The following is an 18,518-nucleotide window of genomic DNA, read 5'->3' as shown; positions in this document are numbered from 1 at the left end:
CTGACATCCACTGGTTGTACCGTGGGCATCTTTGATCAGGGAGTCGCGCAATGAGCTTTGGCAAAACCACCCCCATCCTGTGGATCTTCGACGAGGCCAAGGCGTTGGAGTTCTATATCGACTTCCTGGGCTTCTCCCTCGACTGGCAGCACCGTTTCGAAGACAACTTCCCGCTGTACATGCAGGTGTCGCGGGGGGCGTGCGTGCTGCATCTGTCTGAGCATCACGGCGACTGCACCCCGGGCTCGGCGCTGCGCATCGAGACCGACGAACTGGAAGCCTTCCAGCAGCAACTGCTGGCCAAGGATTACCGCTTCGCCCACCCGCAGATCCAGGCCATGCCCTGGGGCAGCCAGGACATGACCGTGCTCGATCCCTTCGGCAATCGCCTGGTGTTCACCAACGCCATTTGCGTCTGAACCCGACCACGTAGCCGCTGCCGAGCGCAGCGAGGCTGCGAACGACCCCGCAGGGGGCGCAAGGATCTTGAGACCGCGGGAGGACCTTCGGTCCTATCGCAGCCTCGCTAATGCTCGGCAGCGGCTACAAGTAGAGGCGTCTCCAACCCAGAGTCGTGCGCTGCCCCGTAGCCGCTGCCGAGCGCAGCGAGGCTGCGAACGACCCCGCAGGGGGCGCAAGGATCTTGAAACCGCAGGAGGACCTTCGGTCCTATCGCAGCCTCGCTAGTGCTCGGCAGCGGCTACAGGTAGAGGCGTATTCAACCCGGAATCGTGTGTTGCCCCGTAGCGGTTACGGGGACGGGTGGGTGCGTCGGGTCTGGCGAAACTCGCCCGGCGTCATGCCGGTGCGGCCCTTGAAGGTGCGGTGGAACGAGCGCTGTTCGGTAAAGCCCAGGTACTGGGAAATGTCGTGGATCGCCAGTTCGCTGTGCAGCAGGTAATGCTCGGCCAGCTCCTGGCGCAGGTCGTCGAGGATCTGCTGGTAGCCGGTGCCGGCCTGTTGCAGTTGCCGCTGCAGGGTGCGCACCGACATGGCCAGCTGTTTCGCCACCTGCTCCTTGCGCGGCAGGCCTTCCTTGAGCAACTGGCGCAACACGTTCTTCACCTGCTGCGGCAGCGGCGCCTCGCTGAGCGAGGCCATCAGGCCCAGGGCATGTTCCTCCAGGGTGCGCAGCAGCTGGGCGTCGGCCTGGCGCAGCGGCAACTGCATGTACTCCGGGGGGGCGATCAGCGCCGAATAGGGCTGGTCGAATAGCACCGGGCTGCCGAAAAACGCTTGGTATTGGGCCAGTTCGGCCCCGGCCGGCAGCGGGTGTTCGAACCACACCGCAATCGGGCACAGCTGGGTATCGGCGATCCACTGCGCGTACAGCAGCCAGGACGCCAGCACGTTTTCCACCATGTGCCGGCGGGTGCCGGGGCGCTGGTGGCGGCAGTTCCAGATCAGGTGCACCTGGCCGTCCACCACCTCGGCGCGGCTGGTCCCCATGTCCCCCACCAGCTTTTCGAACGGCATGATGCGGTCCATCGCGTCGCCCAGGGTCGCGCAGTTCATGGTGATGTAGCCCAGCACGCTCCACGAGTTGGGCAGCACGAAACGCGCCGCATTGAGCCCGAACAACGGGTCCCCCGAGTGCGCGCAGAAATACTCCAGCAAACGCTCGTGGGCCTCGCCGGGCAGGCGCAGGCTGTTGTCGCTCAACTGCTCGGCCTGCAAGCCCGCCGCCGCCAGCGCGGGTTCGGTGGCGATGCCCAGGTGCTCGGCATGGCGCAGGTATTTGAGCAGCGGGGGGACCGAGGTGTAGCCGAGGCTCTGCATGGCGGTTTCCTGGCGGCGGAACGGGGATGGACGCGGCCTGGAAAACCGAGGGGGAGGGGGCTCCAGCGGGCGTCTGCGCCCTGCAAGGTAATTTGAAAGCGGGGCTAAAGTAAATGGCGCGGGAGCCGCTCCCCGGCTGACTCAATTGGCTACTCGAACTGGCCCGATGCGACCGTGACAGCGGTGCGCCGCGCACTAGTATGGGGGCCTGGCAGACAACACCTTCAGGCACGGTACAAGGGGCACACGCATGCGACGCTGGAACGGTTGGGGCGAACAAGGCACGGTGGTCGAGTTGCCCGCCCAAAGCAGGGAATTTCTCAGCGCCCGGGTCGGCGCCGGGCAGGTCCTGGCGGACGCCTCGCTGGAAACCGCGCTGGCCCGGGTGCCGCCGTCGCGCCTGGCGCCCAATGGCCGCTACAGCATCGAGGCCCACGACCGGCTGCTGCATGCCCGCGGCCAGAGCCTGCCGGACTGGCTGGCCCTGCGCGAAGGCTCGCTGGAGCGTTATCCGGACGCCGTGGCCTTTCCCGAAAGCGCCGAACAGGTCCGCGAACTGCTGGCCCTGGCCGAGCGCCAGGACCTGTGCCTGATCCCCTACGGCGGCGGCACCTCGGTGGCCGGGCATATCAACCCGCCGGTTTCGGCGCGGCCGGTGCTGACTGTGTCCATGGCGCGGATGAACCGCCTGCTGGAGCTGGACGAAAGCAGCCTGATCGCCACCTTCGGCCCCGGCGCCAGCGGACCGCAGGTGGAAAGCCAGCTGCGCGCCCGGGGTTATACCCTGGGGCACTTCCCGCAATCCTGGGAGCTGTCGACCCTGGGCGGCTGGGTCGCCAGCCGCTCCAGCGGCCAGCAGTCCCTGCGCTACGGGCGCATCGAGCAGCTGTTCGCCGGCGGCACCCTGGAAACCTTCGCCGGGCCGTTGCAGATCCCGGCGTTCCCGGCGTCGGCCGCCGGCCCCGACCTGCGCGAAGTGGTGCTGGGCTGCGAGGGCCGTTTCGGGATCATTTCCACGGTCAAGGTGCGGGTCAGCCCGTTGGCCGACGACGAGCGTTTCTATGGCGTGTTCCTGCCCGACTGGCCACGGGCGCTGCAGGCCATCCGCCAACTGACCCAGGCCCGGGTGCCGCTGTCCATGCTGCGCCTGTCGAACGCGGTGGAAACCGAAACCCAGCTGGCCCTGGCCGGCCATCCCCGGCAGATCGCCTGGCTGGAAAAGTACCTGAAGCTGCGCGGCGCCGGGCCGGGCAAGTGCCTGCTGACCTTCGGCGTGACCGGCAACCGCCAGCAGAATGCCCTGTCCCTGCGCCAGGCCCGGCAGCACCTGAAGGCCTTCGGCGGGGTGTTCACCGGCACCTTGCTGGGCAAGAAATGGGCGCACAACCGCTTTCGTTTTCCCTACCTGCGGGAGAACCTGTGGCACGCCGGCTATGTGGTCGACACCCTGGAAACCGCCACCGACTGGAGCAACGTCGACAACCTGCTGCAGCGTATCGAGGCCAGCCTGCGGGACTGCCTGGCGGCCGAAGGCGAGCGGGTGCACGTGTTCACCCACCTGTCCCACGTCTACGGCGAGGGTTCGAGCATCTACACCAGCTACGTGTTTCGCCCGGCGGCGGACTACCCGGCGACCCTGGCCCGCTGGAAGGCGCTCAAGCACGCCGCCAGCCAGACCATCGTCGAGCACCACGGCACCATCAGCCACCAGCACGGCGTCGGCAAGGACCACGCGCCCTACCTGCCACGGGAAAAGGGCGAGCTGGCGATCGCCGCCCTGCGCAGCCTGGGCCGGCACTTCGACCCGGCCGGGCGGCTGAACCCCGGCACCCTGCTCGAGGAGTAAGGCCATGAGCGCGGACTGGAACGCCCAATGGCGCCAGGCACGGCTGCCGACCCTGGCGCAGCAGGACTGGGACCTGATCGTGGTCGGCGGCGGCATCAGCGGCGCCGGCATTCTGCGCGAGGCCGCGCGGCGCGGCTGGCGCTGCCTGTTGCTGGAGCAGCGCGACTTCGCCTGGGGCACCTCCAGCCGCTCCTCGAAAATGGTCCACGGCGGCTTGCGCTACATCGCCAAGGGCCAATGGCGCCTGACCCGGGATTCGGTGCACGAACGCCAGCGCCTGCTGGACGAAGCCCCCGGGCTGGTGGAGCCCATGGGTTTTCTGATGCCGCACTACCGCGGGATGTTTCCGGGGCCACGGGTGTTCGGCGGCCTGCTGACGGTGTACGACGCCCTGGCCGGCCGGCGCAGCCATCACTTCCACAACCCTGAGCAGATGGCTTACCTGGCGCCCGGGATCGAGGCGCGGGGCTTGCTGGGCGGCTCGTGTTTTCTCGACGCCCTGACCGACGACGCGCGGCTGGTGATGCGGGTGCTGGCCGAGGCCCGGGCCGACGGCGCGGAGGCGTTCAATGGCTTGCGCGTGCAGCAGTTGCTGCGCGAGCAAGGGCGGGTCTGCGGGGTACAGGTCGAGGATGTGGAAAGCGGTCAGCCGCTGACCCTGCGCTGCGCGGTGCTGGCGGTGGCGAGCGGCGCCTGGGCCGAGCGCTTCGCGCCACAGGGCGAGAGCCGTCACCTGCGGCCCCTGCGCGGCAGCCATCTGCTGCTGCCGGGCTGGCGCCTGCCAGTGGCTCAGGCGTTCAGCTTCCTGCATGGCCAGGACCGGCGCCCGGTGTTCGTCTTTCCCTGGGAGGGCGCCACGGTGGTGGGCACCACCGACCTCGATCACCACGAAGACCTCGACCAGAGCGCACGCATCAGCACCGAGGAACTGGACTACCTGCTGGCGGCCTGCACACAGCAATTTCCCGAGGCGCGGATCCAGGCCGCCGATGTGCTGTCGACCTGGTCGGGGGTGCGCCCGGTGGTCGGCGGCGCCAATGCCGCCGGCAAACCCTCGAACGAAACCCGCGAGCACGCGCTGTGGTGCGAACCGGGCTGCGTGACCCTGGCCGGCGGCAAACTGACCACCTTTCGCCCCCAGGCGATCGAGGTGTTGCAGGCCTGCGCGGCGATGCTCGGGCGCAGCCTGGAGGATACCGGCGCGGCGGTGTTCGCGCCGGTGCCGTCGCTTGCGATCGACGGCTTGAGCGCCGGCCAGTGGCGCCGCCTGGCCGGGCGCCATGGGCGCGACCTGCCGCGCCTGGCGCAGTGGCTGGAGCGCCTGGGGTGTGACCGTGTGGGCGCCACCGACACCTTGTGGGCCGAACTGGCGTTCGCCGCCCACAGCGAGATGGTCCTGCACCTGGACGACCTGCTGCTGCGGCGCACCCGGCTTGGCCTGCTGCTGGCCAACGGCGCGGCGGCCGAGCTGCCGGCGATCCGAGCGCTGTGCCAGCCCCTGCTGGGCTGGGACGACACCCGTTGGGAGCAGGAACAGCAGCGTTATTGCGACCTGTGGCAGCGTTATCACAGCCTGCCCGAGGCCGTCCTTTGAAGCCTTTTCAAGAGCCCTCCATGAACCACGACAAGCCCTATCTGCTGGCAATCGACAATGGCACCCAGAGCGTGCGGGCCCTGTTGTTCGACCTGCAGGGCAACCTGCTGGGCAAGGGCAAGGTCGAGTTGCAGGCCTACTATTCCAGCCAGCCCGGCTGGGCCGAACAGGACCCGGACTACTACTGGCGCAAGCTTGGCGAGGCCTGCCAGCTACTGTGGGAGCAGACCGGTATCGACCGCCGGCAGATCCGCGGCGTGTCCCTGACCACCCAGCGCGGCACCCTGATCAACGTCGATGCCCAGGGCCAGCCGCTGCGCCCGGCGATCCTCTGGCTCGACCAGCGCCAGACCGAGGTCGAGGGCGGCATCAAGGGCCCCTGGGGCTGGCTGTTCAAGCTGATCGGCGCCCAGGCCACGGTGGACTATTTCCGCGCCCAGGCCGAGGTCAACTGGATCGCCCGGCACCAGCCGCAGGTGTGGGCGGCCACCGACAAGCTGTTGTTGCTGTCGGGATTCCTCACCCATCGGCTGACCGGGCGCTTCGTCGACTCGGTAGGCTGTTGCGTGGCCTTCCTGCCGTTCGACTACAAGCGCCTGCGCTGGGCCGCGCCTCGGGACTGGAAGTGGCAGGCCCTGGCGGTGCGCCCCGAACAGTTGCCGACCCTGCACAAGCCCGGCGAGGTGCTGGGCCATATCAGCGCTGCCGCCAGCCAGGCCACCGGGATTCCCGAGGGTCTGCCGCTGATCGCCGCCGGGGCCGACAAGGCCTGTGAAGTGCTGGGCTCCGGGGTGCTGGACGGTTCCACCGCCTGCCTGTCCTACGGCACCACGGCGACCATCACCACCACGCGCTCGGGCTACCGGGAAATCATTCCGCTGATCCCGCCTTATCCCTCGGCGCTGCCGGACCATTACAACTGCGAAGTGATGATCTATCGCGGCTTCTGGATGGTCAGCTGGTTCAAGCAGGAGTTCGGCCTGCGGGAAATGCAGCAGGCCCGGGAGCAGGGGCTGGAGCCGGAGGTGCTGTTCGACGCTCTGGTCAATGCGGTGCCGCCCGGTTCCATGGGGCTGATGCTGCAGCCCTACTGGTCGCCGGGCATCCGCGAGCCGGGGGTCGAGGCCAAGGGGGCGATGATCGGTTTTGGCGACGTGCACACCCGGGCACATATCTACCGGGCGATTCTCGAAGGCCTGGCCTATGCCTTGCGCCAGGGCAAGGAGCGCATCGAGCGGCGTACTCGTCAGCCGATCACGCGCTTGCGGGTGGCGGGGGGGGGATCGCAGAGCGATGCGGCGATGCAACTGACCGCGGATATTTTTGGCCTGCCGGCGGAGCGGCCCCATGTGTATGAGGCCTCGGGGCTGGGGGCGGCGATTGCTTGTGCGGTGGGGTTGGGGCTGTATCCGGATTTTCCGGCGGCCATCGCCGGCATGACCCGTGTTGCCGACGTCTTCGAACCGCAGCCTGAGGCGCAGCAGGTTTATCAGCGGTTGTATCGGGAGGTGTATGTGCGGATGTATCGCCAGCTCAAGCCGTTGTATCGCAGTATTCGGGAGATTACGGGGTATCCGGCTTGAGGTTGGGGAGGCATGTTTTGCAGGCTTCTGTAGGAGCGAGCGGGCGGGGATCCGACTTGCCCGCGGTGGCGCCCTCACTGCGGATCACTTGTATCTGATGCAGTTCACCCACATGGGTAACAGAACGGTTCAAGCACATGGGTGACAGTTGACTGGTTCTACCTCTGTAGGAGCGGCCGGCCGACGCTCGATTGCCCGCGATGGGGTCCGTTCTGGCGCTGCATTTTTTGGATGGTGTACATATCCATTCCTGCGGTAACGGCCACTTAGGGTTCCGCCCTTACGGCGGGTCACTTTTTTTCAAACGCCAAAAAAAGTAACCAAAAAACGCTTGCCCCTAGCGTACGGCCTTCGCTGCGCTCAGGTTCCCTCGCTCCGGTGTCCATCAGGGGGCATCGCCTCCGGTCGGCTTCGCTTCGACCTCCTCTCGATGTGTACGGCTTCGCCGTACGGCGCTGCGCGCCTTCCCCCTGATGAACACCTCCACTCGGCCTGCCGATGGGGCGGGTAGATCAAAAGCAAGATCAAAAGCCAAGCGCGACCTACCGGTCGGCGCTAAACCCTGTAGCCGCTGCCGAGCCCTGGCGAGGCTGCGATCGACCCCGCAGGGGGCGCAGGGATCTCGAAAGCGCTGGAGGACCTTCGGTCCTATCGCAGCCTCGCCGTGGCTCGGCAGCGGCTACAGGGGGAAGGTTTTTGGCGATTGTTGCGTGGCGTTTGTGCGGTTTTTCTCTTTGATTTGTAGGGTGTTTCCGAGAGAACCGCGGGGTTACATTTCTGCGGTTTTGGCGTCTTGTGCCTGCTGAATGTTCGGGGCTAGGCTGCCCCGGTCGCTGCGAATCAGCAGACCGGGTCTGCAAGCCCGAACAGGCAAGAAGCGCCAAGCACCCACTCAAGATCACTGAGTTTTCAGTTCGATTTATGGTGGCTGCGTGCGGGAGACTTTCGGGTCTGCCGGGTTTGCTTCTTCTCCCCGGTCTTGCAGACCTGCACGTAGCCGCCACCCATCATCTGCAAGTGATGCCGGCGGTCTTCATCAAAGAAGGAGCAGCGGCATGAAAAAAATCGTCCCCGATCCCCCCATGCTCTCGCCCAGCCGCGAGCGGATCGTCCAGCTGGAAATCCCCAATCAAACTCTCCGTCAGGCGCTGGAAAGCAGCGATGGCGGTGAGCCTTTGCACCGCACTTTGCAGGAAACCGGCAGCGCCGCTTTCGGTTGCCGCGATGGCAACGGTCGGCCGCTGTTCGCGGTACGCGCCGGGGTCAGTGCCGAGGAGGCGTTGTTGCATGTGTCGTTGTTGCTCAAGTGCGCTGAGGAAACGGCGGATGAGATCACCAGTGCCAGCGGCATCGAGCGCGGCCTGATCTGGTCGATGATTCATTCGGTGGAGATGGCGCGGGCGGTGGTGGATGCGTTGCTGGATGGGGCGGGGAGGCAGGGGGTGTCGCGGGAGGGGTGAGCGGAGGATTGCGAGGTGGCCCACTTCCTTGTGGGCGCCTCGTTTTCCCGTGGCGGGAAGGCGAGGGTCAGACGCGGAAGTGGCTGACCATCATTTGCAGCTGGTTGCCCAGACGGGCCAGTTCGACGCTGGAGGCGGCGGTTTCATCGCTGGCGGCGGCGGTCTGTTCCGAGACGTCGCGTACGTTGATGATGCTGCGGCTGATTTCCTCGGCTACGGCGCTCTGCTCTTCGGCAGCGGCGGCGATCTGCTGGTTCATCGACTGGATGTTCGACACCGTGCGGGTGATGTTCTCCAGGGATGCACCGGCCTTGCGGGTCAGGTCGACGCTGCTGTCGGTCAGGCTGCGGCTGTTGTTCATCACATGGGCCACTTGCTGGGTGCCGTTCTGCAGGCCGGCCACCAGGCCTTCGATTTCCTCGGTGGACTTCTGGGTGCGTTGCGCCAGGGCGCGGACCTCGTCGGCGACCACGGCAAAACCGCGGCCGGCTTCACCGGCGCGGGCGGCTTCGATGGCGGCGTTGAGCGCCAGCAGGTTGGTCTGCTCGGCCACGGCCTTGATCACGTCCATGACGCTGCCGATCTTCTGGCTTTCCTGCTGCAGCACGGTCATGGCGTCGGTGGAGCGCACCACTTCGTTGGCCAGGCGTTCGATCTGGGCGATGGCTTCGGCCACCACCTTGTCGCCGTCCCGGGCTTCGCCGTCGGCGGCGGCCGCGGCTTGCGAGGCTTCTTCGGCGTTGCGTGCGACTTCCTGCACGGTGGCGGTCATCTCGTGCATGGCGGTGGCCACCTGGTCGGTCTCGACCTTCTGGCTGTTCACCCCGGCGCTGGTTTCTTCGGTCACCGCCGACAGCTCTTCGGCGGCGCTGGCGATCTGGGTCACGCCGTCGCGGATGCCGGTGATCAGTTCGCGCAGGGTCACGCCCATGCGGCCGATGCCTTGTTGCAGTACGCCGAGTTCGTCGCGGCGGGTGACGCGCACGTCCTGGGTCAGGTCGCCGGAGGCGATGCGTTCGACCACGGTCATGGTTTCACGCAGCGGACGGGTGATCTGGCGGGTGATGATCACCGCGGCCAGGACGCCCACCAGCAGCGCCAGCAGGGTGCTGATGGTTTGCAGGCTGCGGGCCTGGACGCTTTCTTCGTCGCGGCGGTCAAGCTGGAACTGGTACAGCTCTTCGCTCTGGTCGACGATCTTCGCGCCCTGATCGGTCATTTCCTTGCGTGCCTGGGCGGCGTCGCTGACGGCGGCCTTGAAGGTCAGCAGCGAACTGCGATAGTCGCTCAGGGCTGCCTTGAGCTGGCGCAGGGCATCGCCCTGGGTGCTGGCGAAGTAGCGGTCCAGGTCGCCCGTCGCGGCAATGGCCGCGTCCAGTTGGGCGATCGCGGTGCGCTCGGTGTCGGCATTGCTGTTGTAGATGTATTCGCGGACTTCGAAGCGCGCCAGCAGGAAGGCCTCGCGGGCCTTGGTGATGGCCTGGAACTGCTCGAAACGCTGGTCGCTCAGGGCCATTTGCTGGACGTGGGCGCTGATGGTGGTGATCAGGTTGCGCGCGGTTTCCGAGTTGCCGTTCATGGTTTGGCGGGCGGCATTGGCGCTGACGTAGGCGCCGCGCATCTTGTTCAGGGACGCCTGGTAGGCGCTGATGGTGGCGCCCTGTTCCTTGAGCAGCTTGATGTTGGCCGGGTTCTTGAAGCTGTGCTGCAGCTTCTGCTGCTGGGCCGAGAAGCCATCCAGGGCGGTCTGCACGTTCTGCGCGGCGGTTTCGTCGCCGTTGGTCAGCATGTACTGCAGGCGGGTCACGCGCAGCTTGGCCAGCCCGGCGTTCAATTGGGTGATGTCGCTCATCCAGTTGCTGCGGTCGATCAGACCGCCCAGGCTGGTCCAGCCCGTGATCGCCAGGATGGTGGTGAGGACCAGGACCAGGCCGAAACCTAGCCCCAGCTTGAGGTTGACGCTGATGTTGCCGAACCAGCTATTCATGCAATTCCTCCAGGAACGTTTGTGCTTCTTGATCGTTAGCGCTGGAAGATTGTTGTTATTGGTGGCCAGCAAGGATTTGTTCGCAGGCCTGTATCGGCGGCAAGGGCAATAGCTGAAACGATTTCGTCGGATTAGTTTTTTGCACCATTTTGGGGCTCTTTCGGGGCCTGGTTTCGCCCCTTGCAACCGCCCGGCCGATTGAGCTTTTTTTCACATTCGTTTCACTTGAGGCCCACGCCGGCCTGCCTAAAGTCCGCCCAGCGAACGGGTGCCGCGCACTCGATTTGTCATGCGTAGCGATTAGCTTGTGCTGCGCAGCTCAACTCAATGTCTGGTAGTCATATAGGGGCGGCTCGCACGTGGCGTCAGGACTCAGTCTTCCGGTGGCAAAACCCGCGCTTGGCGCGCGCCGTCTTGCCCGTTATCGCAATACCCTGGTGATCGCTCTGGTGGCCCTGCTGGTGCTGCCGCTGACGTTCTTTCTGCTTCGGCCCGCGGCGGTGCCGGACCTGGCCCACGGCAACCTGGCCGGCGCCAGGGCGCTGAGCGCGGGCTGGGCCAAGGGCCAGATGATCGTGCTGATCCGCCATGTGGAGCGTTGCGACCATTCCCGGGCCGCCTGCCTGAACGCGCCCGACGGCATCACCGACCGGGCTCGCGACGTGGCGGTGGGGGTGGGCGCGCAGTTCGAACACCTGGGGCTGGACAAGGCCGACATCTATCACAGCCCGCTGACCCGTGCGGTGCAGACTTCCGGCTACATGTTCAGCAAGGCCGGCAGCGGCGAAGACTGGCTGATCAACTGCAAACGCAACATGTTGCGCGATGCCCTGGCACACAAGGTGGCTGGGCGCAACCTGGTGCTGGTCACCCACAGCGAATGCATGGCCGAGCTGGAGAAGGAGATGAAACTGCCGTCTTCGACCCTGGGCTACGGCGCGTCCCTGTTCGTTTCCACCGACGCCCAGGGCGGGAGTCCGCACCTGCTCGGCGTCATCGAAGCCAGCGACTGGCGTTCCGTTGCCTTCAATCGTCCCTGACCATCCCTTGCCCGAGACCCTGACTATGCCGGCGCTTTCCCGTTCGCGCTTTTACCTGCGCAGCTTTTATCTATGGAACCTGGGCCTGCCGCTGCTGCTGGCGGGGCTGGTGTTCCTGATGTTCGACATGACCAAGATCGACATCGCCTTCAGCAACCTGTTCTTCGACCCGGTGAGCCAGACCTTCCCCCTGGATCAGTCCCATCTGTTCGAGAAGATCACCCACAAATGGGCGCGGATCATCCCTAACTGGACCGCCGAACTGGCGCTGATCGGGCTGCTGCTGTCCTGTGTCTGGCCGCTGTTCAAGGGGCAGAGATTCCCCCGCGGCAAGGCCCTGCTGGAGAAGATCCGCCTGGCGCCGCTGCTGCGGTTTACTGCGCGCCATCGCCGGGACCTGCTGTTCGTGGTGGTGGCTTTTGCCCTGTGCACCGGGGCGATTCATTACCTCAAGAGCCACACCAGCGTGTACTGCCCGGTGGAAACCACCCAGTACGCCGGCAAGATCGAGCACAAGGAGTGGTACCAGAACTTCGAACTGCTCAAGACCGCCGGTGAAGGCCGCTGCTGGCCGGGCGGCCATGCCTCGGGCGGTTTCACCATGCTCGCGCTGTACTTCGTGGCCCGGCGTTATCGCTGGCGTTATTCCAAGGCGGTGCTGCATGGCTCGCTGCTGCTGGGCTTCGTCTATGGCACCACCCGGGTGCTGCAGGGTTGGCACTATATGTCCCACACCTTCTGGGCGGGCATCGTGGTGTGGCTGACCTGCCTGCTGACAGCGCTGCTGTTTTACGGCCGCGCCCGCCTGGAACAGCCGGTGCTGGCGCGCACCGAACCGGGGCCCGACCAGTCCGCAGCGCTGACCGCAGTGGCGGACCGATAACCTTGCCTCAGTCGCTGACGAAATCGTCGGCGTGATGCGCCTGGCGGGAGAGGGCCAAGGGGCAATTTTTGCTGCTTGCCGATGTTTTTTTGCTGACCAGAACTGTTAGGGTGCGCGCCCCGGAGAAAAGAGTTCCCGGGTCCCTGGTATATGGAGTGATGCATGAAACATTTGAGCAAAGTCGCCGCCTCTGCGCTGGTTGTCCTGGCCCTGGCTGGCTGCACCGGCACTGCGATGAAAACTCAGCAACTTGATAGCAGCCAATACACCGTGATCGGTCACAGCGAAGCATCGGCTACCGGCATCATGCTGTTCGGGTTCATCCCAATCCAGCAGAACAGCCGCTTCGTCCGCGCCCAGACCGCGGCCATCCAGGCCAAGGGCGGTGACGCCATGATCAACACCCAGGTCCAGGAAAACTGGTTCTGGGCCTGGGTACTGAACGGTTACACCACCAAGGTCTCCGGCGACGTGGTCAAGCTGAAGAAAGCTCAGTGAGCCATGACGGCGCCGGCGCGAAAGCCTGGCGGCGAGAGTGAAAAAGGCACCCATGAGGGTGCCTTTTTTATGGGCGCTCACTGTGCCGGTCATTGGCCGACAAAGTAGTAGTCCTGGCGGCTGATCGTGACCTTCTTCAGGACCTTGAGCGGTGGCTTGGGGGCTTCCTGCAGGGCCATAACCGCAACGTTGTGCGGCGAGGTGCCGAGAAACTCATGCAGTTGGGCTTCGGTCTGCACGTCCTTGAGCAGGCTCTGGGTGTAGAACACGCTGGCGCCGCCGGTGCGCTCGTTGGCCTGGTACAGCGCCACCTGCTGGCCGGCGGCCTGCCGCGTCTGGATCTCGGTGATCAGCGGCACGAAGGACAGCTTGCGATCGGCCCGGGGCAAGGCCCATTGCGCGGCGGCGAGATAACTGCACACCACCAGCGCCAGCATGCCCATGGCCAGGCCCCGGCGCTGGCGCCCCACGGCCCCCCAGAAACCATCCCCCGCGGCCCGCAGGCGCAGACGCTCGTACAGCACCGCGCCGTACTCGGCCGCCAGCACCGCGGCGGCCGGGGTCAGCGACATCAGGTACACCGTGCGCTTGCTCGATGCCAGGCACAGCAGGGTGAATTGCGCCAGCAGCCACAGGCTGAAAAACAGCAGGTAGCGGTTCTGCACCAGGCGTTTGCGGAAGTGCCACAGGCCCAGGTAGACCAGGATGTTCCACGGCAGGAAGGCTTGGGGCAGTTTGGCCAGGTAGTAATAGAAGGGCTCGTAGTGCCCGGCTTCTTCGAAGGAGCCGTCGAAGCGCCCGACGCTGTTGGTCCACAGCACTTCACCCAGGGCCTGCAGGCCGCCGCGCTGGTACAGCAGGTAGAGCCAGATCAGCAGCGGCACCAGGCCGAGGGCGGTGAACAGGGCGGGCTTGAGCCAGTGGCCGAGGGCCAGGCGTTTTTCGATCAGGCTGTCGGCCAGCAGGTAGGCGAAGATCACCACGCCGGGCATCGCCAGGCCCAGCACGCCCTTGCTCAGGGTGGCGATGCCGATGCCGAGGGCGAACAGCAGCCAGCTCGGGCCGGCCGGCTGGCGTTCGGCATGGCGCCGGTGCGCCTGGTAGAAGGCCAGCAGCGCCAGGGTCACGCCGAGGCTGAGCAGGGCGTCTTCGCCGACCCCGCGCACGTTGCTCCAGTAACTGGCCATGGTCGCCAACATGGCGCCGGCGACCCAGGCCACGGTCGTCGGCCGGCCGAAGCGGCGCAGCATGGCGTACAGCAACAGCACGCTGAACAGACCGGCGAAGGCCGAGGCCAGGCGCACCGCCCAGGGCGTGCCACCGAATACACGAATGGCACTGGCGTCGAGCCACAGGCTCAGCGGCGGTTTTTCCAGGAAGGGCTGGCCGAACAGGCGCGGTGTCACCCAGTCATTGTCCAGGTGCATCTGCATGGCGATCCCGGCCACCCGGGCTTCGGTGGAACCCTGTAACTGGTGGTTACCCAGGGCGAAGAAGAACAGTAGAGCGGCAAGCAGGAGCAACAACGGGGCGGGTCGCGACATGAGCTGAGAACTACCGGGTGAGGGAAAGGGGCCGAAACGGCATGGGCCTGGAAAAAAAGTATACGGGGCGATTTCTTAACAAATCGTGAACAAGCGCTGTGCTCTAGTGGTGGTGTCGTCCGACGCCGCTGTTCGGCGTCCTGCCCGCCGTTCGCCGAGTATCCGTTCTTGAACCGTATCCTAGACGTAAAACGAAACCTGCGCCGGATCGGCGCGACCCTGGCCTTGCTGTCGTTGCTGGCGCTGGCCGCCGGGTACTGGCTGCTGACACCGCCTGAGCCCTATGTGCCGCTGACCGGCCTGGACCCTTCCAACCTGTCGCTGATCGCCCTGGGCGACCAGGGCAGCGGCCGCCTGCAACAATGGCGGGTGGCCCAGTCCATGGAGCAGGTGGCCGACCGGGACGGGCGCCTGGACCTGGTGGTGCTGCTGGGGGACAACTTCTACGGCAAGTCCCTGACCGGCACCGCGGACCGCAACTGGGAGATGAAATTCGAGCGGGTCTACTGGGGGCGCTGGCTCAGCCACGTGCCGTTCTACGCGGTGCTGGGCAACCACGATTACCCGGTGTCCCAGGCGGTGGAACTCGACTACAGCCGGCAGCATGCCGGTTCGGGGCGCTGGCAGATGCCGGCGCACGACTATGTGAAGGACTTCGGCTGGGTCGATGGCCGTCCGCTGCTGCGGATGGTGTTCCTCGACACCGCGGCGCCACGGGATGGTCTGGCGCAACAGGCTGCGTTGATCGAGCAAGCCTTCCAGCAGCCGGGGCCGGAACCGGTCTGGCGTGTGGTTGCGGCCCACCATCCACTGCGCAACGAGGGGCTGCACGGCGACGATGAGGTGCTGCTGGGGGCGTTGTTGCCGGCCTTGCAGCGCAGCAAGGTCGATCTGTTCCTGGCCGGGCATGACCACAACCAGCAACTGATCCTGCGCCCCGGCGAGCCGGCCTGGGTGATCTCCGGTGCGGGCGGGCAGAAGCTCTATACGCTGGGAGCGCCCCGGGAGGACACGCGTTTCTCCGCCTCGCGGGCCGGGTTCGCCAAGCTCGATTTCAGCGCCGCCCGCTTGCGCCTGAGCTACTACGACGAGAGCAGCCACCTGGAGCAGCGTTACCAGTGGGCGCGCAGTTGCCAGTGGCTGGCCAACGGCTGCCTGCTGCCCGAGGCGCAGGCTGCCGTGGCTCGGCCGTGAGCCGCTGCCGGGCATGCAGGTCTCCGGTTACTTGAGGCTGCCGGCCAGAAACTGTTTCAGGCGTTCGCTGCCGGGTTGTTCGAACACCCGGGCGGGCGGCCCTTCCTCTTCCACCCGGCCTTGGTGCAGGAACATGACGTGGTTGGAGACTTCCCGGGCGAAGGCCATTTCGTGGGTGACCACCACCATGGTCCGGCCTTCTTCGGCCAGCTGCTGCATGACCCGCAGCACCTCCGACACCAGCTCCGGGTCCAGTGCCGAGGTCGGCTCGTCGAACAGCATCACCTGCGGCTCCATGGCCAGCGCCCGGGCGATGGCCACGCGCTGCTGTTGGCCGCCGGACAGGTAGGAGGGGTACTGGCTTTCGACCTTGGCCGGCAGGCCGACCTTGTCCAGGTACTTGCGGGCCCGTTCGATGGCTTGGTCGCGCGGGATGCCCAGCACGTTCATCGGGCATTCGATGAGGTTGTCCAGCACGGTCATGTGGCTCCACAGGTTGAAGTGCTGGAACACCATCGCCAGTTTGCTGCGCATCGCCTGCAACTGTTTCGGGTCGGCCGCGCACAGCTCGCCCAGGCGGTTCTTGCGGGTGCGCAGCTCCTCGGCGTTGACCGTGATGCGGCCGCTGCTGGGTTGTTCCAGGTAATTGATGCAGCGCAGGAAGGTGCTTTTGCCGGAGCCGGAGGAACCGATGATGCTGATCACATCGCCGGCCCTGGCCTTGAGCGAGATGCCCTTGAGCACCTGGTGGCTACCGTAGTTCTTGTGCAGGTCTTCGACGATCAACTTGTACATGCGAGCCTCGCCCGTAAGGGGTCAGTGAGTCTGTGGCTTGAGGTAGGCCAGCCAGCGCAGTTCGGCGCGGCGAAACAGCCAGATCAGGAAAAAAGCGCTGCAGGCGTAGAGCGCGCCGGCAATGCCGAAGGCGCTGAAGGACGCGTAGGTGGCCGAGTTGACGTCACGGGCGATCTTCAGCAAATCCGGCACCGTGGCGGTGAAGGCCACCGAGGTGGAGTGCAGCATCAGGATCACTTCGTTGCTGAACGACGGCAGCGCCCGGCGCAGCGCCGACGGCAGGAGGATGCGCCGGTAGAAGGTGAAGCGGCTCATGCCGTAAGCCTTGGCCGCCTCCACCTCGCCATGGGCGATGGAGCGGATCGAGCCGGCGAAGATCTCGGTCATGTAGGCGCAGGTGTTGAGCCCGAACGCCAGCACCGTGCAGTTGAAGCCGTCGCGAAAGAAGGCGTCGAGAAAGTCCTGGGCCCGGACCACGCTCAGGCTGTAGACCCCGGCGTAGAAGAACAGCAGCTGGATGTACAGCGGCGTGCCGCGAAACACGTAGGTGTAGAGCCACACCGGGGCGCTCAGCAGCGGGTTGCGGCTGACCCGGGCCAGGGCCAGCGGCACCGCCAGGGTGAAGCCGATCAGCACCGACAGCACCAGCAGCCACAGGGTCATGGCCAGCCCGGACAGTTGCGCGGCGTCGCTCCACAGGTAGGCCTGCCAGTAGTCCTTAAGAATCTCGCTCATAGCGCGGCCCTCTTCACGCCGACCGAATAGCGCTGGCTCAGCCAGATCAGCAGCAGGTGGGAAACGCTGGTGATGGCCAGGTAGATCAGGCCGCCGACCAGGGTGAAGTAAAAGAACTGCATCGAGCCCTTGCCGGCGTCCTGGGTGGCCTTGACCACGTCGCTCAGGCCGATGATCGACACCAGCGCGGTGGACTTGATCAACACCAGCCAGTTGTTGCCGATGCCCGGCAGGGCATGGCGCAGCATCTGTGGGAACAGCACTTTGCGGAAGGTCTGGGCGCGGCTCATGCCGTAGGCCCGGGCCGCTTCCAGCTGGCCCTTGGGCACCGCCTGGAAGGCGCCGCGAAAGGTCTCGGTGAAGTACGCGCCGTAGATGAAGGCCAGGGTCAGCACCCCGGCCAGGAACGGGTCGATGTCGATCTGCGCCAGGTCCAGCCGGTCGGTGAGCTGGTTGAGCAGCATCTGCAGGCTGAAGAACAACAGCAGCATGATCACCAGGTCCGGCATGCTGCGGATCAGCGTGGTGTAGCCGCTGGCGAGCGCCTGCAGGACGCGGTTGCCGGAGGACTTGGCGCTGGCGCCGAGCAGGCCCAGCAGCACGGCCAGCAGTAGGGATAACAGTGCCAGTTTGAGGGTGGTCAGGGTGCCCTGCAGAATCTGCGGGCCAAAACCTTCCAGAAGCATTTCGCGCCCCTTGTTGTTATTAGAGTGAGCTGAAAAGGCCGCAACGCCGCCGCACTTGCGGCGGGTGTCGCGCCTGGGGGCCGGCGCCGCGGTCAGGGCGCGCCGTAGATGTCGAAGTCGAAGTACTTCTGGTTGATCTTGGCGTAGGTGCCGTTGGCCAGGATGGTCGCCAGCGCCTTGTTCAGGTCTTCGCGCAATTCCACATCGTCCTTGCGCAGGCCGATGCCGTCGCCCACGCCGAAAAATTCCGGGTCGCCGAGGGTCGCGCCGGCGAACTCGAAATCCTTGCCGATGGGTTTGGTCAGGAAGCCGTAGCTGGCCTGGATCGACGACTGCAACGAAGCGTCGAGGCGGCCGACGATCAGGTCGGCGTACACCTGGTCCTGGCTCTGATAGGACAGGATCTGCACCCCTTGGGCGCCCCACTTGGCCTTGGCGTAGGCCTCCTGGGCCGAGCCTTGTTCGACGCCGACCCGCTTGCCCTTGAGCGAGTCGAGGGTCGGTTCCAGGCCCGCGCCGCGCCTGGCGATCAGCCGTGCGGGGGCGTTGGAGATCTTGTCGGTGAAGGCGATGCGGGTCATGCGTTTGGGGGTGACGGTCATCGACGAGGCGATGGCGTCGAACTTGCGTGCCAGCAGGGCGGGGATCATCCCGTCCCAGCTGCTTTCGACCCACACGCAGCGGGCCTTCAGCTCGGCGCAGAGGGCTTCGGCGATATCGATGCCGAAGCCGCTGAGCTTGCCGTCGGGGTCCTTGTATTCCAGGGGCGGATAGGTCGGGTCCACGCCCAGCTTCAACACCTTGCCCGACCAGTCGGCCGCACCGGCGCTCGCGGACAGCGCCAACAGAACCCATGAAACCGCAGCGATCGTTTTTCTCATTGTTTTATCCTCG

Annotated in this window: 16 protein-coding genes and 1 pseudogene; 9 read left to right on the top strand and 8 right to left on the bottom strand. The window is 65.8% G+C overall.

Annotated features, from left to right (window positions below):
* Positions 1-50 precede the first annotated feature (50 nt).
* Positions 51-419, top strand: coding sequence for a glyoxalase superfamily protein (locus tag ACQKQA_RS06865; RefSeq protein ID WP_427554822.1), 369 nt, complete (start codon positions 51-53; stop codon positions 417-419).
* 331 nt (positions 420-750) lie between these two features.
* Here the strand turns inward: ACQKQA_RS06865 and ACQKQA_RS06860 are convergent, their stop codons facing one another.
* Positions 751-1,779 (bottom strand): AraC family transcriptional regulator, encoded by a 1,029-nt coding sequence (locus ACQKQA_RS06860; protein ID WP_427554820.1) that lies wholly within the window; start codon positions 1,777-1,779, stop codon positions 751-753.
* A 250-nt stretch (positions 1,780-2,029) separates the two neighbouring features.
* On the opposite strand from ACQKQA_RS06860, the gene ACQKQA_RS06855 reads away from it, so the two are divergent.
* The 4 genes from ACQKQA_RS06855 to ACQKQA_RS06840 all read left to right on the top strand — a co-directional run bounded on the left by ACQKQA_RS06855 (position 2,030) and on the right by ACQKQA_RS06840 (position 8,262).
* Positions 2,030-3,625 (top strand): FAD-binding oxidoreductase, encoded by a 1,596-nt coding sequence (locus ACQKQA_RS06855; RefSeq protein WP_427554818.1) that lies wholly within the window; start codon positions 2,030-2,032, stop codon positions 3,623-3,625.
* A 4-nt stretch (positions 3,626-3,629) separates the two neighbouring features.
* Positions 3,630-5,219: an FAD-dependent oxidoreductase gene (locus ACQKQA_RS06850; RefSeq protein ID WP_427554816.1), complete on the top strand. Its 1,590-nt coding sequence runs from the start codon at positions 3,630-3,632 to the stop codon at positions 5,217-5,219.
* Between the two features lie 20 nt (positions 5,220-5,239).
* Positions 5,240-6,802: an FGGY-family carbohydrate kinase gene (locus ACQKQA_RS06845; protein WP_427554814.1), complete on the top strand. Its 1,563-nt coding sequence runs from the start codon at positions 5,240-5,242 to the stop codon at positions 6,800-6,802.
* 1,055 nt (positions 6,803-7,857) lie between these two features.
* Positions 7,858-8,262, top strand: coding sequence for a DUF3077 domain-containing protein (locus ACQKQA_RS06840; RefSeq protein ID WP_427554812.1), 405 nt, complete (start codon positions 7,858-7,860; stop codon positions 8,260-8,262).
* 67 nt (positions 8,263-8,329) lie between these two features.
* Here the strand turns inward: ACQKQA_RS06840 and ACQKQA_RS06835 are convergent, their stop codons facing one another.
* Both ACQKQA_RS06835 and ACQKQA_RS06830 read right to left on the bottom strand, forming a co-directional pair.
* Positions 8,330-9,034 carry a methyl-accepting chemotaxis protein gene (locus ACQKQA_RS06835; protein WP_427554905.1) on the bottom strand — a complete coding sequence of 235 codons (705 nt, stop codon included), beginning with the start codon at positions 9,032-9,034 and terminating at the stop codon, positions 8,330-8,332.
* Between the two features lie 201 nt (positions 9,035-9,235).
* A pseudogene (locus tag ACQKQA_RS06830) lies at positions 9,236-10,114 on the bottom strand (methyl-accepting chemotaxis protein); the annotation flags it as partial.
* 518 nt (positions 10,115-10,632) lie between these two features.
* Between ACQKQA_RS06830 and ACQKQA_RS06825 the strand changes: the two are divergent.
* The 3 genes from ACQKQA_RS06825 to ACQKQA_RS06815 all read left to right on the top strand — a co-directional run bounded on the left by ACQKQA_RS06825 (position 10,633) and on the right by ACQKQA_RS06815 (position 12,670).
* Entirely contained in the window at positions 10,633-11,289 is a 657-nt protein-coding gene (locus ACQKQA_RS06825) for a histidine phosphatase family protein (RefSeq protein ID WP_427554810.1), read from the top strand.
* Positions 11,290-11,314: 25 nt separating this feature from the next.
* Complete coding sequence (locus ACQKQA_RS06820; RefSeq protein ID WP_427554903.1) at positions 11,315-12,172, top strand: phosphatase PAP2 family protein; 858 nt, start codon at positions 11,315-11,317, stop codon at positions 12,170-12,172.
* Between the two features lie 162 nt (positions 12,173-12,334).
* Entirely contained in the window at positions 12,335-12,670 is a 336-nt protein-coding gene (locus ACQKQA_RS06815) for a hypothetical protein (RefSeq protein ID WP_427554808.1), read from the top strand.
* A gap of 89 nt (positions 12,671-12,759) precedes the next feature.
* Here ACQKQA_RS06815 and ACQKQA_RS06810 read toward each other — a convergent pair whose 3' ends face one another.
* Complete coding sequence (locus ACQKQA_RS06810) at positions 12,760-14,214, bottom strand: ArnT family glycosyltransferase (RefSeq protein ID WP_427554806.1); 1,455 nt, start codon at positions 14,212-14,214, stop codon at positions 12,760-12,762.
* Between the two features lie 168 nt (positions 14,215-14,382).
* Between ACQKQA_RS06810 and ACQKQA_RS06805 the strand changes: the two genes are divergently transcribed.
* Positions 14,383-15,408 carry a metallophosphoesterase gene (locus tag ACQKQA_RS06805; protein ID WP_427554804.1) on the top strand — a complete coding sequence of 342 codons (1,026 nt, stop codon included), beginning with the start codon at positions 14,383-14,385 and terminating at the stop codon, positions 15,406-15,408.
* A 27-nt stretch (positions 15,409-15,435) separates the two neighbouring features.
* On the opposite strand, the gene ACQKQA_RS06800 is transcribed toward ACQKQA_RS06805, so the two are convergent.
* The 4 genes from ACQKQA_RS06800 to ACQKQA_RS06785 form a co-directional block, all read right to left on the bottom strand.
* Positions 15,436-16,203: an ABC transporter ATP-binding protein gene (locus tag ACQKQA_RS06800; protein ID WP_427554802.1), complete on the bottom strand. Its 768-nt coding sequence runs from the start codon at positions 16,201-16,203 to the stop codon at positions 15,436-15,438.
* A 21-nt stretch (positions 16,204-16,224) separates the two neighbouring features.
* The gene (locus ACQKQA_RS06795) at positions 16,225-16,938 is read right to left on the bottom strand and encodes an ABC transporter permease (RefSeq protein ID WP_427554799.1); all 714 of its coding nucleotides are present in this window, start codon (positions 16,936-16,938) and stop codon (positions 16,225-16,227) included.
* A complete protein-coding gene (locus tag ACQKQA_RS06790) occupies positions 16,935-17,624 on the bottom strand; it encodes an ABC transporter permease (protein ID WP_427554797.1) in 690 nt (229 codons plus the stop codon). The genes ACQKQA_RS06795 and ACQKQA_RS06790 overlap by 4 nt, the downstream gene beginning before the upstream one ends.
* Before the next feature lie 92 nt (positions 17,625-17,716).
* Positions 17,717-18,505, bottom strand: coding sequence for an ABC transporter substrate-binding protein (locus ACQKQA_RS06785; protein WP_427554795.1), 789 nt, complete (start codon positions 18,503-18,505; stop codon positions 17,717-17,719).
* Between the last annotated feature and the right edge of the window lie 13 nt (positions 18,506-18,518).

The organism is Pseudomonas sp. NPDC089530 (assembly GCF_050280705.1).
Lineage (GTDB): Bacteria > Pseudomonadota > Gammaproteobacteria > Pseudomonadales > Pseudomonadaceae > Aquipseudomonas.
The sequence above is the reverse complement of the archived record's forward strand: the minus strand, read 5'-3'. Positions and strand labels throughout refer to the sequence as shown.

Excerpts from the sequence above, each read along its gene's own strand:
- ACQKQA_RS06865 (WP_427554822.1), top strand. The coding sequence starts at position 51 with ATGAGCTTTGGCAAAACCACCCCCATCCTGTGGATCTTCGACGAGGCC.
- ACQKQA_RS06860 (WP_427554820.1), bottom strand. The coding sequence starts at position 1,779 with ATGCAGAGCCTCGGCTACACCTCGGTCCCCCCGCTGCTCAAATACCTG.
- ACQKQA_RS06855 (WP_427554818.1), top strand. The coding sequence starts at position 2,030 with ATGCGACGCTGGAACGGTTGGGGCGAACAAGGCACGGTGGTCGAGTTG.
- ACQKQA_RS06850 (WP_427554816.1), top strand. The coding sequence starts at position 3,630 with ATGAGCGCGGACTGGAACGCCCAATGGCGCCAGGCACGGCTGCCGACC.
- ACQKQA_RS06845 (WP_427554814.1), top strand. The coding sequence starts at position 5,240 with ATGAACCACGACAAGCCCTATCTGCTGGCAATCGACAATGGCACCCAG.
- ACQKQA_RS06840 (WP_427554812.1), top strand. The coding sequence starts at position 7,858 with ATGAAAAAAATCGTCCCCGATCCCCCCATGCTCTCGCCCAGCCGCGAG.
- ACQKQA_RS06835 (WP_427554905.1), bottom strand. The coding sequence starts at position 9,034 with ATGACCGCCACCGTGCAGGAAGTCGCACGCAACGCCGAAGAAGCCTCG.
- ACQKQA_RS06820 (WP_427554903.1), top strand. The coding sequence starts at position 11,315 with ATGCCGGCGCTTTCCCGTTCGCGCTTTTACCTGCGCAGCTTTTATCTA.
- ACQKQA_RS06815 (WP_427554808.1), top strand. The coding sequence starts at position 12,335 with ATGAAACATTTGAGCAAAGTCGCCGCCTCTGCGCTGGTTGTCCTGGCC.
- ACQKQA_RS06810 (WP_427554806.1), bottom strand. The coding sequence starts at position 14,214 with ATGTCGCGACCCGCCCCGTTGTTGCTCCTGCTTGCCGCTCTACTGTTC.
- ACQKQA_RS06800 (WP_427554802.1), bottom strand. The coding sequence starts at position 16,203 with ATGTACAAGTTGATCGTCGAAGACCTGCACAAGAACTACGGTAGCCAC.
- ACQKQA_RS06795 (WP_427554799.1), bottom strand. The coding sequence starts at position 16,938 with ATGAGCGAGATTCTTAAGGACTACTGGCAGGCCTACCTGTGGAGCGAC.
- ACQKQA_RS06790 (WP_427554797.1), bottom strand. The coding sequence starts at position 17,624 with ATGCTTCTGGAAGGTTTTGGCCCGCAGATTCTGCAGGGCACCCTGACC.
- ACQKQA_RS06785 (WP_427554795.1), bottom strand. The coding sequence starts at position 18,505 with ATGAGAAAAACGATCGCTGCGGTTTCATGGGTTCTGTTGGCGCTGTCC.